This window comes from Thermostichus sp. MS-CIW-26, from assembly GCF_054059115.1.
In genome coordinates this window covers 188,840-205,214 of record NZ_JBSSBV010000001.1, presented here as the reverse complement: position 1 = coordinate 205,214, position 16,375 = coordinate 188,840, and the positions used below count along the sequence as shown (strand labels likewise).

General features: G+C 59.7%; 15 protein-coding genes. 8 read left to right on the top strand and 7 right to left on the bottom strand.

Going from position 1 to position 16,375, the window contains the following annotated elements:
• Positions 1 to 138 precede the first annotated feature (138 nt).
• Positions 139 to 1,323, top strand: coding sequence for an NAD(P)/FAD-dependent oxidoreductase (locus ACVWZU_RS00925; protein ID WP_457442872.1), 1,185 nt, complete (start codon positions 139 to 141; stop codon positions 1,321 to 1,323).
• Between the two features lie 97 nt (positions 1,324 to 1,420).
• Complete coding sequence (locus tag ACVWZU_RS00920; RefSeq protein ID WP_041436472.1) at positions 1,421 to 2,392, top strand: GDP-L-fucose synthase family protein; 972 nt, start codon at positions 1,421 to 1,423, stop codon at positions 2,390 to 2,392.
• On the opposite strand, the gene ACVWZU_RS00915 is transcribed toward ACVWZU_RS00920, so the two are convergent.
• The 3 genes from ACVWZU_RS00915 to ACVWZU_RS00905 all read right to left on the bottom strand — a co-directional run bounded on the left by ACVWZU_RS00915 (position 2,389) and on the right by ACVWZU_RS00905 (position 5,697).
• Entirely contained in the window at positions 2,389 to 3,126 is a 738-nt protein-coding gene (locus ACVWZU_RS00915) for a DevA family ABC transporter ATP-binding protein (RefSeq protein ID WP_414383324.1), read from the bottom strand. The genes ACVWZU_RS00920 and ACVWZU_RS00915 overlap by 4 nt on opposite strands.
• A 225-nt stretch (positions 3,127 to 3,351) precedes the next feature.
• Positions 3,352 to 4,536, bottom strand: coding sequence for an ABC transporter permease DevC (gene devC, locus ACVWZU_RS00910; protein ID WP_414342672.1), 1,185 nt, complete (start codon positions 4,534 to 4,536; stop codon positions 3,352 to 3,354).
• Between the two features lie 9 nt (positions 4,537 to 4,545).
• A complete protein-coding gene (locus ACVWZU_RS00905; RefSeq protein WP_457442869.1) occupies positions 4,546 to 5,697 on the bottom strand; it encodes an ABC exporter membrane fusion protein in 1,152 nt (383 codons plus the stop codon).
• Positions 5,698 to 5,992: 295 nt separating this feature from the next.
• Here ACVWZU_RS00905 and murC point away from each other — a divergent pair, with 295 nt between their 5' ends.
• The 5 genes from murC to ACVWZU_RS00880 all read left to right on the top strand — a co-directional run bounded on the left by murC (position 5,993) and on the right by ACVWZU_RS00880 (position 11,225).
• Complete coding sequence (murC, locus tag ACVWZU_RS00900) at positions 5,993 to 7,468, top strand: UDP-N-acetylmuramate--L-alanine ligase (protein ID WP_457442867.1); 1,476 nt, start codon at positions 5,993 to 5,995, stop codon at positions 7,466 to 7,468.
• Between the two features lie 29 nt (positions 7,469 to 7,497).
• Positions 7,498 to 8,484, top strand: coding sequence for a UDP-N-acetylmuramate dehydrogenase (gene murB, locus ACVWZU_RS00895; protein WP_457442865.1), 987 nt, complete (start codon positions 7,498 to 7,500; stop codon positions 8,482 to 8,484).
• A gap of 119 nt (positions 8,485 to 8,603) precedes the next feature.
• Entirely contained in the window at positions 8,604 to 8,870 is a 267-nt protein-coding gene (locus tag ACVWZU_RS00890) for a hypothetical protein (protein WP_457442863.1), read from the top strand.
• A 294-nt stretch (positions 8,871 to 9,164) separates the two neighbouring features.
• On the top strand, positions 9,165 to 10,358 hold the full coding sequence (locus tag ACVWZU_RS00885) for an RNA-guided endonuclease InsQ/TnpB family protein (protein WP_457442861.1): 1,194 nt from the start codon (positions 9,165 to 9,167) through the stop codon (positions 10,356 to 10,358).
• 87 nt (positions 10,359 to 10,445) lie between these two features.
• Positions 10,446 to 11,225, top strand: a complete 780-nt coding sequence (locus ACVWZU_RS00880; protein WP_457442859.1) for a DUF3598 family protein — start codon at positions 10,446 to 10,448, stop codon at positions 11,223 to 11,225.
• Here ACVWZU_RS00880 and ACVWZU_RS00875 read toward each other — a convergent pair.
• Complete coding sequence (locus tag ACVWZU_RS00875) at positions 11,191 to 11,997, bottom strand: alpha/beta hydrolase (protein ID WP_457442857.1); 807 nt, start codon at positions 11,995 to 11,997, stop codon at positions 11,191 to 11,193. The genes ACVWZU_RS00880 and ACVWZU_RS00875 overlap by 35 nt on opposite strands.
• A gap of 42 nt (positions 11,998 to 12,039) precedes the next feature.
• Complete coding sequence (locus tag ACVWZU_RS00870) at positions 12,040 to 12,813, bottom strand: ZIP family metal transporter (protein ID WP_457442855.1); 774 nt, start codon at positions 12,811 to 12,813, stop codon at positions 12,040 to 12,042.
• Between the two features lie 364 nt (positions 12,814 to 13,177).
• On the opposite strand from ACVWZU_RS00870, the gene ACVWZU_RS00865 reads away from it, so the two are divergent.
• Positions 13,178 to 14,164 carry a DUF7933 domain-containing protein gene (locus ACVWZU_RS00865; protein WP_457442853.1) on the top strand — a complete coding sequence of 329 codons (987 nt, stop codon included), beginning with the start codon at positions 13,178 to 13,180 and terminating at the stop codon, positions 14,162 to 14,164.
• Here ACVWZU_RS00865 and ACVWZU_RS00860 read toward each other — a convergent pair.
• Together ACVWZU_RS00860 and aroB are read right to left on the bottom strand one after the other, a co-directional pair.
• A complete protein-coding gene (locus ACVWZU_RS00860) occupies positions 14,161 to 15,168 on the bottom strand; it encodes an aspartate-semialdehyde dehydrogenase (RefSeq protein ID WP_457442851.1) in 1,008 nt (335 codons plus the stop codon). The two genes, ACVWZU_RS00865 and ACVWZU_RS00860, sit on opposite strands and share 4 nt — an antisense overlap.
• The gene (gene aroB / locus ACVWZU_RS00855; protein ID WP_457442849.1) at positions 15,147 to 16,328 is read right to left on the bottom strand and encodes a 3-dehydroquinate synthase; all 1,182 of its coding nucleotides are present in this window, start codon (positions 16,326 to 16,328) and stop codon (positions 15,147 to 15,149) included. The genes ACVWZU_RS00860 and aroB overlap by 22 nt, the downstream gene beginning before the upstream one ends.
• Positions 16,329 to 16,375 lie beyond the last annotated feature (47 nt).

Below are 16,375 nucleotides of genomic sequence, written 5' to 3'. Positions count from 1 at the left end.
GTCAGGACTTGGGTCATGGTTCTATCGTAACTTCCGCATTCCTCCCGACACTGACCCTACGGGTACAGTGCGGGGCTCCTGCGATTTCTAGCTGAGCCTCTTTGCCGCAAGATGAGGTTCAGGGCAAAGAGGGAAGTGATGGCCAACTACGACTGGATTCTGATCGGCGGTGGGATTACCGGGGCAGCCCTAAGCTATGAACTGGCCCGCCAGGGGGGATCCGTTCTGCTGATGGAGAAAGATGGAGTGCTGAACGGAGCAACCCGCTACAGCTACGGGGGCTTGGCCCATTGGGCGGGCAAAACGCCGCTGCTCAAAGCTCTGGGGGAAGAAGGGATCCAACGCTACCGCACCCTGTCAGAAGAGCTGGAGGCAGATATTCAATTTCGCGAGCTGGATCTGCTCATGCCCATTGCCCCCGGCTACGATGCAGAGGCCGTTGAGGCGGATCTGGCCGACTGTCGCATCCCACCCCGGCGGATTTCGGTGGCGGCAGCCTGCGAGCTGGAGCCGCTGCTGGATCCGGCCGCTCTGGAAGTAGTCCTCTGGGCTCGGCATGGCCACATCAACCCCTTGTTGACGGCGCTGGCCTTTCAAACAGCCTTGCAACGATTGGGGGGATCCCTCTTGATCGCAACAGCAACGGCCCTGCGGCGGCAGGGAGCGCGCATCACGGGCGTAGAGTCCGGAGCCGACTGCTACGGAGCAGGCCAGGTGGTGGTGTGCGCCGGCGGCTGGACACGGGCTCTGTTGCGCCAAGCGGGAATCCGGGTGCCCATCTACTACACCCATGCCGAATCCCTGGAGCTGGAGCCCTCGGATTTGCAATTGAAAGCGTTGGTGATGAGCGTGCCCGTGCAACGCTTGGAACTGGAACGACAAGCCGCCCATCCCGATCGGGATCCCCTTTGGGACGAGCCAGGGCACGAGCTTTGCCCGCCGATTCTGGATGCCGGGATCCTGCAATTTGTAGATGGCAGCATTCGCATGGGCCAGATCAGCCGGGTATTGACGGATCCCCATGCCGAGGTGGATGCAGCCGCCAGCGAAGCCCAGATCCGGGCACAAGCCGGTCGCTACCTGCCCAAGTTGGCCCACCTGCCCGGACGGTGGTATCACTGCTTGGTGGCCTTCAGCGCTGATCACCAGCCTCTGGTGGGATCCCTGCCCGGTTGTGAAGGCTTGCAACTGTTTTCCGGCTTCAGCAACCCCCTGCCCATCGTGCCCGCTTTGGCCCGTCGCTTCGCCCAACAAGCCTATGGACAAGCGGATGAATGGATCCCTGCTCTGTCGCCGGCGCGGTTTGCCCAGGTTTTGAGTTGATGCCTTGCCTATTCTCGATGACCATCGCCAACAAGTCTGGAATACGGCTATCCCGTCTGCAGCATAATGAAAGCCGGAAGTTCTCTGCGTCGGATCTATGCCCAACAGCTTGCCCAGCTCCGTCGATCTCAGCCAGAAGCGCATTTTGCTCACAGGGGGCAGCGGCTTTTTGGGCAAACATGTGCTGCAACAGTTGCAGGTGCTGGGGGTAAAGCCGGAGCAGGTGCGCATCCCGCGCTCCCGCACCCAGGATCTGCGCCGTTGGGAAGTCTGCCAAGAGGTGGTGCAAGGGCAAGATATCGTCATCCATTTGGCCGCCCACGTGGGTGGCATCGGCCTCAACCAAGCCAAGCCGGCAGAACTCTTCTACGACAACCTCATCATGGGATCCCAGCTCATCCACGCCGCCTACCTGGCCGGGGTGGAGAAGTTTGTCTGCGTGGGCACCATCTGCGCCTATCCCAAGTTCACCCCCGTTCCCTTCAAGGAAGAGGATCTCTGGAACGGCTACCCAGAGGAGACCAACGCCCCCTACGGCATCGCCAAGAAAGCCCTGCTGGTGCAGCTGCAGGCCTACCGGCAGCAGTACGGCTTCAACGGCATCTACCTCCTGCCGGTGAACCTCTACGGCCCCATGGACAACTTCGACCCCGAAAGCTCCCACGTCATCCCAGCCTTGATCCGCAAAGTGCACGAAGCGCAGCAACGGGGCCAAAACTACGTCGAAGTGTGGGGGGATGGCAGCCCCACCCGCGAGTTTTTCTACGCTGAAGATGCGGCCCGCGGCATTGTCATGGCCACCCAGCTTTACGACGGGGCGGATCCCTTGAACCTGGGCACCGGTGAAGAGATCTCCATCCGGGATCTGATTGCCCTCATCTGCGAGCTGATGGAGTTCCGGGGAGAGATCCGCTGGCAAACGGACAAGCCCAATGGCCAACCCCGCCGCTGTCTGGATGTCTCCAAAGCCCGAGAGAGGATGGGTTTTGTGGCCAAAGTCGGCCTGCGAGAAGGTCTGCAGCGCACCATCGACTGGTACCGCCGCCACGCCTGCTCTGGGCAAAGCTAGGCAACCCCTTGGCTCTCCAGCCGGCCATCCTCCATGTGCAGCACCCGATCCGCGATGTCCAGGATGCGGTTGTCGTGGGTCACCATGAGGATGGTGCAGCCCTGCTCCCGCGCCAGCTTCTCCATCAGGGTCACCACCTCGCGGCCCGACTTACTATCTAGGGCTGCCGTGGGCTCGTCCGCCAGCACCAGCTTGGGATGGCTAACCAAGGCGCGGGCAATGGCCACCCGCTGCTTTTGTCCGCCGGAAAGCTGTTCCGGGTAGTAGTGGACGCGATCCCCCAGGCCCACCGCCGCCAGCATTGCTTCCGCTCGCTGCTGGGCTTCCTGAGGAGAGAGGCCGTTGTGCAGCTCCAGGGCCATGCGCACGTTTTGGGCTGCCGTCAGGGATCGCAGCAGGTTATGGGCCTGGAAAATGTACCCGACCTGGCGGCGGATTTGAATGAGAGTACTGGGCTGAGCTCCCCGCAGCTCCTGTCCCAACACCCGCAAGCTGCCCTCCTGCACCGAGCGCAAGGCCCCCAGCAGCGTCAGCAGGGTGGTTTTGCCGGAGCCGGAAGGGCCAGTCAGCAGCACGATCTCCCCTGGCTGCAGGGCAAAGCTAATGTCGAAGAGAATCTGCTTGCGCAGGGATCCCTCGCCGAAATAGTGGTTTACACCTTCGGCTTTTACCACTGGCTCAACGGCATTCTGGGCAGAAGCAAGGGCAGCTTGATCGAGAAGAGGAGTCAGCATAGGAAACTCAAAATCTCAAAACTTTGCGTTGACAACTCATTGACCACTTAGGCCGTCATTTGGAGCGTTGAGATGAGACCATTTAGAAACCTTTGGCCGGAGAGCGTTGATGAGGATCCCAGAAGTTTTTAGACAGCCTAGCTCAAACCCTTCACCATCCATCCGATCCCCTTTGGCAGACTATTGACTTACCAACGCCCCGGCGCCCTGCCCACAGCCAAAACTCTAGAAAATGTCGGCAGGATCGGCTGCCCGCAGCCGTCGCACGGCAATCGCTCCTGAGATGAAACACATGCTCACCGCCAGCCCCAGCACCAGCACTGCCCGGTTGAAGGTCATGGCAATAGGCAGCAACGTGGCATTGGCCGTCAAATCGTAGAGCAGAACCGACAGGGCAAAGGCAGGAATGTACCCCAAGCCGGCCAGCAGGATCGCCTCTTGAAATACCACCCCCAGCAGGTAGGTATCGGTGTAGCCCATGGCCTTGAGGGTGGCATATTCTGCCAGGTGATCCGACACATCGGTGTAGAGAATTTGATAGACAATCACAATGCCGACAATAAAGCCCATGCCCACCCCCAGGCCGAAAATAAAGCCGATGGCTGTGCCCTCTTCCCAGTAGGTTTGCTCCATATCGATAAACTCCGCCCGTGAGAGCACCCGCACATCTTCCGGCAGCAAAGCCCGCATCTGCCGCACCAAGGGATCCGGATCCACACCCGGCTGGAGTTGCACCACGCCGATATCCACCAGGCCGCGCCCCCGCTGCGGAAAAATGCGCAGGAAATTGAGATCGCTGGTGAGGATGGTGCCGTCGGCTCCAAAGGTGGCCCCCATCTCGAACAGGCCCCCCACCTGGACGCGGCGGTTTCCCACCTCAGTAACCACCTCTCGCCCGGACTCAAACCACTCTGGGATGGGGCCAAACTCGCTGCGGGAGCGGCGGTCAAACAGCACCACGTCCGCCTTTTTGATCTCTTCCAGCTTGTCCGGCGTCAGTTCCGGCAAGTCCAACAGATCAGCCGAGGGATCCACTCCCACCACAAAAATGCTGCGGGTACGGCGGGTCTCTGGGTTTTTCCAGAGGGCAAAGCCCACATAGACAGGCGAGATGGCCCGCACCCCCTCAAAGCCCAAAGCCTGATAGAGTCGCCGCTGGGAGAAGGTGTTCATGGCAATCAGGGCGTTGGACTGAGGGCTGACCAGGAAGATCTCTCCCTTCAGGGCCACGTGGAAGCGGATGGCACTTTCCAGCAGGCTGTCTTGGAAGCCCAACTGCATGAACATCAAGATGCAAGCAAAGGCAATGCCCGCCAGGGCCACCAGCAGGCGGATCTTCTCCCGCGTCAACTGCAGCCAGGCCAACGGGATCCGATGGGCGATAAAAGCCACACTGAACAGGCTGTACATGGGCTGAGCCTACCCCTCGACATCGATGGCCACATTCACCTGCAGGTTGGTCAGGCCAGCCACGCGGGCGCTGCTCTCCGGATCCAGGCGGATATACACTTCCACCACGCGGGCATCCACATCGGCAGCAGGATCGGTGTTGAGCACATCTTTCTTGCCAATTTGCAGGCCAACCCGTTCCACCTGCCCCTGCAACGCTTCCGCCAGCGCGCGGTTGCTGATGGTTGCTCGTTGCCCTGGCCGAACCCGCAAGATGTCTGTTTCGTAGACCTCGGCCACCACCATCATTTGGTCAGTGTTGCCCAGCTCGAGAATGCCCTCGCCGGCGGGGATGACCTCTCCAGGGCGGGTGTGGATCTTGAGCACCTGTCCAGCACGGGGAGCGCGGATGAGGGTGCGCTCTAGGCGAGCTTCTGCCAGTTCCAGATTGCGGGCCAGGGATCCCAGTTGGACTTGGGCTTGGGCCAGACTCAGTCCCGCCTCGGCAGCTTGGACTTGGGCTTGGGCATTGAGCAGATCCCGCTCACGGGCCAGGCGCAGTTGGCTCAGGGTGGCTTCGGCAGCCCGCAAGTCCTCCTGTCGTTGCCGCACCAGCAGCCGGCGTTGATCCAGCTCTTGTTGCGAGATTGCTCCTTCCTGCCAGAGCTCCTGAAAGCGGGCCAGATTGGCCTCGGCATCGGCCAGCTCTGCCCGGATACGCTCCACCACCGCTTCCTGGGAGCGGATTTGCATCTGTTGCGGCTCATCCAGACGGCTGAGGCGGGTGCGTGCCTCTTGGATTTGGGCCTGACTGAAACGGGTCTCGGCCTGCAACCGGGCGCGGGCCTCTTGAAGTTGGGCGGCAGCGTACTCTCGCTCCGCCAACCGCTCGGCGTAGCTTTCCAAGCGGGCCAGCACTTGGCCTGCCACCACGCGATCCCCCTCGGCCACCAGCAGCTCTCCCAGCCGTTCTCCGGGGGAACCGGCAATGCGCAGCACTTCCCCCTCCGGCTCCAGGCGACCCAAAGCACCAACTTGCGGAGGCAGCCGCATTTCCACCGTTGCCTCTGCACTTCCCGATACCGACTGTGTGGCTCCCTGTTGGCTCAATCCCAGCCATGCCAGACCGGCACAACCAAGCAGCCCGACTCCTGCCAGCGACCAAAGCTCTCGTGGGTTCATGGCCTTTTACCCGCTGTAGCTTTGCAGACGACAAACGCCGCCTCTTTTTCTTAAATAAGTGTAAAGTTTTTGGGATGAAAATGTCCAGCTGTATTCTGTGTTGCTTGTGCTCACCGTATTTTCACCCCCTGTGGGTTCCCCAAGGTGCCGGAAGATCATTGGCAGCCGGTGAGGCGCGGCCTACCTAACCCTGGGGATTCCTGATATGATGTGGCCTGTTTGAACCTGTTTGTAGTCAGCAGAACGCAGTCCTTTTTTTGGAGTGTGGCGGTTTTAGGAGTGGGGTGGAGTTGCGATGGTGGAAACAGTTGGAGGAGGGGATCCCATCCCGCCGTTGCCGGTTCGGTCTCAGCCTCCGCCCCTGCATTTGGATCCCCTAGATCCCTTGCTTTCCACCTATCACTTTGTGGGCATTGGTGGAGTGGGGATGTCGGCCCTGGCCTATATCCTGGCTAAACAAGGGTTTCGCGTTTCGGGATCCGACATTGTCGCCAATGGCCGTACCCGCCGCCTGGAAGCTTTGGGGGTGCGCTTCTTTCAGGGCCACAGCTTGGAGGGGTTGGTCGGGGATCCCCAGGTGGTCTATTCCAGCGCCATTCGCCCCACCAATCCGGAATTGGCCGCTGCCCTGGGCAAGGGATTGACGGTTTGGCATCGGGCGGACTTGTTGGCGGCTCTGTTTAACCATCGCTCCGGCATTGGGGTGGCCGGCACCCACGGCAAAACCACCACCAGCAGCATGATCGGCTATGTGTTGCTCTCGGCGGGCTGGGATCCCACCTTGATTATCGGCGGGGAAGTGGATGCCTGGGATGGCAATGCCCGTCTGGGCCAGGGGGAGTATTGGGTGGCCGAGGTGGATGAGTCGGATGGATCCCTGGTGCGGCTCTATCCCAAGATTGGGGTGATCACCAACATTGAGCTGGATCACCCCGATCACTACGCCGATTTGGGGCAGGTGATCCGGGCTTTTCAACAGTATGGGCAGCAAAGCCAAACCCTGGTGGCCTGTCTGGACTGTCCCAACGTGGCGGCTCACCTGAGGGTGGATGTGGGCTACAGCCTGACCGGTCATCCCCAAGCCCAGTACCAAGCTCGCCAAATCCTCTACACTGCCAGTTTCACCTGCGCCGAGATTTGGGAAAGGGGATCCCTCCTCGGACAGCTTCGCCTACAGGTGTTGGGATCCCACAACCTCAGCAATGCCCTGGCGGCGGTTGCCGTTGGGCGACAGTTGGGCTTGGAGTTTGCGGTGATTGCCTCAGCTTTGGCGCAATTTCGGGGGGCGCATCGCCGCTTTGAGCACAAGGGGGAAGTGGGTGGAGTCACCTTTATCGACGACTATGCCCACCATCCCAGCGAGATTCGGGCCACTCTGCAGGCAGCCCGTCTGCAACAGCGGCGGGTGGTGGCCGTGTTTCAGCCCCATCGCCACAGCCGCTTGGCTGCCCTGTTCCAAGATTTTGCCCGCTGCTTTGGGGAGGCGGACGTGGTGGTGATCGTGCCTACGTATGGAGCGGGAGAGCCGGCGCCTGAGGGTTCCGACAGCTTGCGCTTGGCCGTGGCGGTGGCGGAGCACCATCCCCATGTGCGCTATGTGTCGTCTTTGCCGCAATTGCCGGAGGTGTTGCCGTCCGTCCTGCAGCCTGGAGATCTCGCCGTTTTTTTGGGCGCAGGGGACTTAAATCAGCAGATAATCGCTACGATGCGGGCATATGCGGCTCAGGTGAGGGAACAGCCTGGGCAAGCCAAAAATCCAAACTTCAGCTGAAAAGATAGCTGCTTCTGAGGTATTGAATCATGACGACGGCTCCGGTGGTGCCTCAGCGGGACGGTTCCTGTGAGTCTGAGGCGGCAAGTCTTACCGCTGAAGACAGGCTTCTCCCCCGCGGGCCGGCGGCTCTGCTATCTGGACGAATTCAATCGGGGATCCCGTTGGCTCCTCTGACCACCTTTCGCGTGGGCGGCAAAGCGGAGTGGTATTGTGAGCCCCGTAGCCACCTGGAGCTGCAGCAGTGTTTGGCTTGGGCGCGAGCAGAAGGGATCCCCACGACGCTGCTGGGGGCAGGTAGCAATCTGCTCATCAGCGATGCGGGGTTGAAGGGGCTGGTGATCGGTACCCGCCGTTTGCGGGGGATCCAACTGCTGGAAGGGGGGAGAATTTGGGCCGCTGCCGGAGAGCCTTTGGTCAATCTGTCGCGGGCCGCCGCCAAGCAAGGCTGGAGCGGTTTGGAGTGGGCCATCGGGATCCCGGGCACCCTGGGGGGAGCCGTGGTGATGAATGCGGGTGCCCACGGACGCGCCATGGCGGATGTGCTGGTGGAAGTGCAGATTTTGGACGAGGAACAAGAGCCCTGCCGCCTAGAACCTGCCGATCTGCAATTTGGCTATCGCCGCTCTCGCCTACAGGACTCCCCCTGGACGGTGACAGGGGCCACGTTGCAATTGATCCCAGACAGGGATCCGGCCCAGGTGCAGTGGGAAACCCAGCGCTACCTCAACCAACGCCTAAGCTCTCAGCCCTATCATTTGCCCAGTTGTGGCAGCGTCTTTCGCAACCCAGAGTCTCACCCTGCCGGCTGGCTAATCGAGCAGGTCGGCTTGAAGGGGTACCGCATCGGTGGGGCCCAAATTTCAGAGCGCCATGCCAACTTCATCCTCAATTGCCATCAGGCGAGTGCCAAGGACATTTACCGCTTGATTCGCTTGGCCCAGGAAAAGGTCTATCAACAATGGTCGGTGCTTTTGGAGCCGGAAGTGCGCATTCTGGGATCCTTTGAGGATTAGAAGAGCATCGGCTGGGCAATTTGGCCTGCTTTCTTTTGATGACTTTGATAATTTCGATGATTCTGCTCTTAAACTGTTCTTACCAGCTTAGATGCTCGTCGATTCTTTCCTATCGGCTTATGAGTCAAGATGAAGCCACCTTACGTCGTTTAATTCAACGGCTCAATCAGTCCCACACCACTGCGGAAGAACGCCGCTATTTGGTGGAGATCGGCAGCCTGGCTGCTTTGCTCACCCCAGAAGAGGCTGCCGCTTTGGCCCAAGATCCCAAGCAACTCACCGCCGAGCAGCACTATCGCATTTGGGACTGGGTGCATCGCTGGGAACGGGAGCACCGCCACGAAGATCTGGACTGGGATCCCTCCCTAGACCGACACAACGACTAGAACTCGAAAGAATCCCGTCCCGCTATCACGAACAAATCCCGGCCAGAGTCTAAGACAAAAGCCATCTCCAAGTCTCATTTTTGAACAGGATCCACACCCCCAAACCCACCAGAATCCAGGGCACCCAGTGTTCTGTCCGTTCCGTTAAAACCTTCGCCACTGCAGGCTGCATCGTCAGTTTTTGAGCCATTGCAAACCACAATCCCTTCATCAGCTAGAAATCGCAGGAGCCCCGCACTGTACCCGTAGGGTCGGTGTCGGGAGGAATGCGCTTTGATGAAGTGCAATGAACTTATGAGCCAAGTCCTGAACATATCCTGTAAGCTCAAGGTGTCCCCGTCGCAAGCCGCCAAATTGGACGCGACTTTGGAGGCTTTTGGCCAAGCCTTGAATTGGGTCAACCAGAACACGCCGGAGAAGATCGTCAACGCGGTCAAGCTGCAATCCCTTTGCTACTACGAGATTCGAGCCCGGTTTGGCTTGTCCAGTAACTTGGCTCAACAGGTGTGCAGACGGGTAGCGGGTTCCCGCAAAGTGGCTAAGCAGAAAAAGCGTCCCGTCAAGGAGTTTAAGAGCGGCTTTGTTACCTACGACGCTCGCATCTTTTCGTTCCGTCAAAAAGACTGGACGGTGTCGCTGACCACGGTTGAAGGGAGAGAACGCTTTGAGCTAGCCATTGGTAACTACCAGAGGGGAATGCTGGCTGGCTCTAACCCCAAATCGGCCACCCTAGTCCAGCGGAAGGATGGCTCCTACTACATCCAGATTTGCGTAGAGAAAAAACCACCCAAGCAACAAGATACCGACAAGGTGATCGGGGTGGATTTGGGAAGGATAGATATCGCTCATACCTCAGAGGGGAAGAACTGGAATGGACAGCAGTTAAACAAGGTACGAGACCACTACTCCCGGTTGAGGGCGGTACTCCAACGCAAAGCCAGTAAGGGCACACGCAGTTCGCGGCGCAGATGCAGAGAACTGTTGCAACGGCTGTCTGGCAAGGAGAGACGCTTTCAAGTGTGGGTCAATCATCGCATCTCCAAAGCTATTGTCTCTAGGGCAAAAGCTACCAACAGCGCTATCGCTCTGGAAGACCTGACAGGGATCCGGGAAAGGGTCAATCAACAGCCACGCAGCAAAACCGAACGGCGCAGGGCCAACAGTTGGGCGTTCTACCAGCTACGCCAGTTTCTGGAATACAAGGCGAGGGTTGCAGGGGTTTCTCTGATTCTTGTGCCGCCTGCCTACACGTCGCAGACCTGCCACCGGTGTTTGCACATTCATCCCGACCCTGCGCAATCCTACCGCAGTGGAAAGCAGTTCAAGTGTGGGCACTGTGGATGGGAAGGGGATGCGGACTGGAATGGGGCCAACATGATTGCCAAACTTGGGGCTGCCGTAAACCAGCCTAGAGGTCCGTGGTTGGCTTGCCAACTGCAGGGCTACCGAAAGCCCGCCCTGTACTGCGAAGTAGTCAGGGTCGGGTAGTTTACTAAAATGCCACCTCGGAGCTTCTTCCCCATAGGTCTTGCTCTCCAGCGTTACGTCCTCACAATCTTAGCTTCACATTGCTTCATGAAAACCCAAAAACAATGTCTGGCTCTCCACCTGGGAGTGTGGCACGGCCTCTTCTCCAACTATCGACCCACCGCCGGCGGCTGGGAGCTGGCGGGCCAAAAGCGCAGCCTCATTACCTTTGAGGCTTTGGAGTTGGGCGCGATCCGCCAAACCAACGCCTACTACCCCCTACAGGGATCCCCCACTCCCGAAAGCTCCCAGAGCTGGGTCTACCAGGATTTCTCGCCGGGATTGCGCTTTTTCCCCGATGGATCTTTTTCCAATGGGCGGCTGCAGCTGGCGCCGTTTAGTGATTTTGCCGTCGAGCAGGGCTTTCTCTGGGGGGATCGCAAGGCGCGGCTGGTGCAACAGTGGGATGCCCAAGGTCGTCTGGTAGAGGTAACCGCGATCCTGGAGCGGCGCGGCCAAGCTTTGGATCCCGTTGCAGACTGTGCACCCCTGAGCAGAGAGCGACTGAGAGCCTGCCTCCAGGGGAGATGGCGGGGGATCGCCCAGAGCTTTGCGGTTGCCGAGGGCCGGTTTGCCGAAACCGAGGTGGACTGCTCGGGGGCAGAGTGGTTGAGCAACTGGGATCCCTTGCCTGGGGGGCTGTGGATTGGCGGGCCGGATCCCTTGCCCATCCCTACCGCCCACCGGGATCGCAGCTTTTCGGTAAGCCTGAGCTGGTTTCCGCAGCCGGAAGACTGCCACTGTCTCTTGCGTTTGAGCCGAGACTACGATGCCCGCGGTGCTTGGCAAGGGGTTACGCTGATCCGGGCGCAGAGGGATCCCGTTTGAGAAAGGCGCAAACCTGGTCAAACACCGTTTCCCGCTCGCAGTCCAAAGTGAGGATGTGGTCGGAGTGCTCCAGCCAAGACAAGATCTTCTCCTCGGATCCCAGCTCTTGATAGAGCCACATTGCCTGGTCGGGGTCCACCACCATATCTTGGCGGGATTGCAGGATCAGGGTGGGAACCCGGATGCTGGCCACTTCCCCCTTGACCCGCTCGATGAGCTCGAGGGCGCTGCGCACTGCCGACAGATTGAAGCTGCGAAAATAGGCTACCTTTTCCGCCAAAGCGCGGACATCTCCGTCCCGAATGGGCAGATGGAAGCGGGGGACATCCTCCAACAACCACCCCAGGCTGTTCAGGTACTGCTCTGGGCGAAAAAGATAGTACCAGCGGTGGCGAATGGCGAAAAATGGCGCCAGCAGCACCAATTTGTAAACAGGATGGGCAAAAGCCAGGTGCAAAGCCAGCAGACAGCCGGTGGAAAAGCCCACCAAGGAAACGCGGGGATACTCCTGCTGCAAAGCCAGATAATGCTCCAAAGCCCGCCCGTACCACTCCGTCCAGCGGGAAGGGGGCATGTGGGCAGACCGGCGGTCGTGTAAGCGATGCGGAGCACTGTCATGGCCGGGATAGTTAAATCCCTGCACCGTCAGGCCAGCCGCCAACAGCCGCTCTGCCAGCCATTGCAACTCGTAAACACCGCCCCCCAATCCATGTAGCAGCAGACAGGCGTGTTCCCCTGCTCCTCGCCACAAAAAGGGTTCGTTACTCAACATAAAAAAATAAAACTCCGTTCCACTTCGCGACGGGATCCCTTGCTAGCCCAAGGTGATATCCAGCAACATCATCACCACAAACCCACTGATGACCCCAAAGGTGCCCTCCCGCTCCAACCCCTGCCGGTGCGACTCAGGGATGATCTCATCGGAAATGACAAACAACATCGCCCCCGCCGCAAAAGCCATGCCCCAGGGCAACAAGGGCTGCGCCAGAGAAACCACCGTTGCTCCCAGGATGCCGCCGATGGGCTCCACCAGCCCGGTCAGCAGGGCGATGCCAAAAGCGAACAGCCGCGAGTACCCCTGGCCCACCAGTGACAAAGCCACCACCAGCCCTTCTGGCATGTTCTGCAAGCCGATCCCCAACGCCAACGCCAACCCATCGCCGACTTGGCCGGTAGCGAAACCCACTCCCACCGCCAGTCCTTCCGGGAAATTGTGCAGGGCAATGGCAATGATGAACAGCCAAATCCGTTTCAAATGGGCGCGGTTCTCCCCTTCCACCCCTTTGAAAAAGTGCTCGTGGGGAAAAAAGCGGTGGGCACTCTCCAGGAAGATCGCCCCTAGCAGCAGGCCTGCCACCATCACCACAGCCGCCCCAAATGGGGAATACCCCAGCGCCATGGCTGCCTCGGTGCCCGGCACCACCAGCGAAAACGAGGTGGCCGCCAGCATCACCCCACCCCCAAATCCCAGCAGGATCCCTTGTACCCTTTCGGAGAGCGAGGGGAGAAACAGAGCGGGCAAGGCCCCTAACCCGGTTGCCAACCCGGCGATCAAGCTGGCCAGGGATCCCATCCCAATTGGATGCACAAGCCCCTCTCCACAAAGGCCGAATGCTTCTCAATTCTCCTCCCTTTCCAACGTTGTGTGAACATTGCTGGCTCGAGCGGCATAGGCGAGGTTCTGAAAGTTGGCTTGGAGCGCCAGATTTTGTGTTTATGAGCAAGGTACACAAGAGCAAGTCTGAAGGCTCTATTCCCCAGTTGGAGCTTGCCATCTGAGGCAAGGTTTATTCCCAACAGTGGTAGATTGCGTGGGCGCAGAAGCATCCTAAGCAGCAATTTGACCAGGCTATACTTTAGTAAGGCGGGTCGACAAAAACTAAAGAAAACTAAAGTCAAGTCTGATGATGAGGAGTGAAAAAGCGATGCAGAAAAAAGCAGTTACAAACCTTTTGGCTTTGAGTCTAGGGGCGGCCTGTCTGGGGCTGACCGGCTGCGGTGGCGGCGGAAGCGGTGGGACGATAGTGCCTACACCGACACCTACACCGACCCCAACTCCAACACCCACCCCAACCCCGACGCCCACCCCCACCCCAACCCCGACACCTACGCCCACACCGGGTGCCCCGACTTTTACCAAGGCATTTAGCCCCACCTCGGTAGCTGCTGGCCCCACTGCCAAAACAACCCTGACCTACACGATCACCAACACAGCCGCTCTGCCGCTGACGGGTCTAGCCTTTTCCGATCCCCTGCCTGCCGGCTTGATCGTTGCCACTCCCAACAACCTCAACAACGGCTGTGGCGGGACGCTGGCAGCTGCACCAGGAGCAACTTCCATCTTGCTGGTCAACGGCTCATTGGCAGCCAACGCTAGCTGCACCATCAGCCTGGATCTTCAGGTTACAGCCACGACAGCGGGATCCCTGACCAGCCCCGCGGTAACCCTGAGCAGCAACCAAGCGCCTAATGCCACCGCTGCGGCTATCAACCTAACGGTAACGGTGCCAGCTCCCACCTTTACCATGGCCTTTTCTCCCAACCCGCTTGGCCCAATCGGCCCAGCTCCCGTTACCGGGAATGGAACTCTGACGTTTACAATAACCAACAACGCAGCCATTCCATTGACGGGCTTGGCCTTTAACCACACCTTGCCGGGAGCGCCGTCTTCTGGTTTGCAAGTTGCCGCTGCGGGGATTTTTACACCTTCGTGCGGCTCCCCCACTCTCACAGCCTCGGTGGGTGGGAACACCATTCAATTCACCGGAGGACAAGTGGCTGTCGGCGCAACCTGCACAGTGACCATCCCTGTAAAAACAGCGGTAGCTTTGACACCAGCCGGTACCTATACTTACCCCAACTCCCCGGTGACGTTGAACAGCACTCAGGCTGCCCCTGTTACAGCGGGGCCAGTAACCTGGACAGTTGTAGTGAATTAGTCCTTCAAAAGCAGCTCGGCAATTTGAACGGCGTTGAGGGCTGCTCCTTTGCGGATCTGATCCCCGCACAGCCACAGCTCCAGGGCCTTGGGCTCGGAGATGTCCTGGCGGATGCGGCCCACCGCCACTTCATCCTTGCCGGCCACGTCGATGGGCATGGGAAAGCGGTTCTGCTGCCAATCTTCAATGAGCACCACCCCAGGGGCCTGGGCCAGGATTTGCCGGGCTTTTTCCACAGGGAAGGGCTGTTCAAACTCCAGGTTGAGGGCCTCGGCGTGGGTACGCAGCACCGGCACCCGCACACAGGTAGCTGTCAGCCGCAGGTTGGGGGATCCCATAATCTTGCGGGATTCGTTGACCATTTTCATCTCTTCCTGGCAGTAGCCGTTCTCTTGCAGGGGGCTGTTGTGGAGGAAGAGGTTGAAGGCAATGGGGTAAGGGAACACCTGGGGCTGCAACGGCTGCCCCTGGAGGTAGGCGCGGGTTTGCTCTTGCAGCTCCACCATGGCGCGGGCCCCGGCCCCACTGGCCGATTGATAGGTGGCGGCCACCACGCGGCGCAGGGGGATGTGGCGATGCAGGGGGTAGATGGCCACGCACATTAGGATGGTGGTGCAGTTGGGATTGGCAATGATCCCTTGGTGACGGAAGGCTTCCTGGGGGTTGACCTCCGGCACCACCAGCGGAACATTGGGATCCAGGCGAAAGGCGCTGGAGTTGTCAATCAGCACCGCCCCCGCCTCGACGATGGTTCTGGCCCAGGCTTTGGAAACACTTGCTCCGGCAGAGGCCAGCACCAGATCCAGGCCCCGGAAGGCCGCTTCTGAAACCGGCTCAACCGGGATCCGCTCCCCCTTGAAGGTTAGATAAGTGCCTGCAGAGCGGGGAGAGGCCAAAAGCTTTAGGTCGGCTACAGGAAAGTGGCGCTCTTCCAGCAGCATCAGCAGCTCTGCCCCTACTGCCCCTGTTGCTCCCAAAATGGCTACCCGTTGTTGCCGTGCCATGCTTTCTTGTCCTTAGGTTTTCCTAATTCTAGGGTTCCAGAGGTGGCTGTAATCGAGGCCAAAGCAGCCTGCACCTCTGCCAGCTCGACTTGATCGGTCAGCTCGGCCTGGCCGATGCGGCGGGGCAGAACGAAGCGAATCCGCCCCTGTTTGACTTTCTTGTCGGCCTGCATTGCCTGCAGCACTGCCTCCCAAGGGATCCCGGCCGGCCACTGGCTGGGCAATCCTGCTTTCTCGATCAGGCGTCGTTGCCGTTCGGCTTCAGCAGCGCTCCACCACCCCAGGCGGCGGGCGATCTCCCCGGCAGCTACCATGCCGATGGCGACAGCTTCTCCGTGTAGGTAGCGGCGGTAGCCGGTGGCAGCTTCTAGGGCATGGCCGAGGGTGTGGCCGTAGTTGAGGATGGCCCGCAGGCCCGCTTCTTTCTCGTCCTGCTGCACCACCCAGGCTTTGCACTCGGCACAGCGGCGCAGCAGGTAGTGCAGATCGTCAGGGGCAAAGTCGGTATAGCGGCTCAGTTGGGGTCGATCTTCCAAAAACTCAAATAGGTCGGCAGCCTGAATCACGCCGTATTTGATCACCTCTGCTAGGGCTGAGGTAAACTCCCGCTGGGGCAGAGTCTGCAATAGCGTTGGATCAATCCACACCAGGCGCGGCTGATAAAACGCCCCAATGAGGTTTTTCCCGCCAGGATGGTTGACGCCGGTCTTGCCACCGATGGCCGCATCCACCATCGCCAAAAGTGAGGTGGGCACCTGCACAAAAGGGATCCCGCGCAGCCAGGTGGCGGCAGCAAACCCCACCATGTCGCCAATGACCCCCCCTCCTAGCGCCACCAAGGTGGAGGAGCGCTCCAGGCCAAAGGCTAGGGCGGCGTCGTAGATCTTGGCCACCGAGCGCAGGGTTTTGTAGCGTTCGCCGGCAGGCAATAGGCACAGGTGGGCGGCAAACCCCGCTTGTTGCAGCCCCTGCAGCAACTTCTCGGCAAAGTGTTTGGCAATGCCGGGATGGCTCACCACCAGAGCCTTGCCGGAAAGCCCTCTAGCTCGCATTTGGGATCCCAGCTGGATGAGGCTGTGGCCAGGGGGGCCTTCGGCAGACTGGAGGAGAATATCGTAGGAGCTGTGGGGAAGCTTGACAGGGATCAGATAGGGATCCATGCGTGTCGGTCCTGGGGGGCGGGATCCAGTGTGGCATGTTCTGCTCC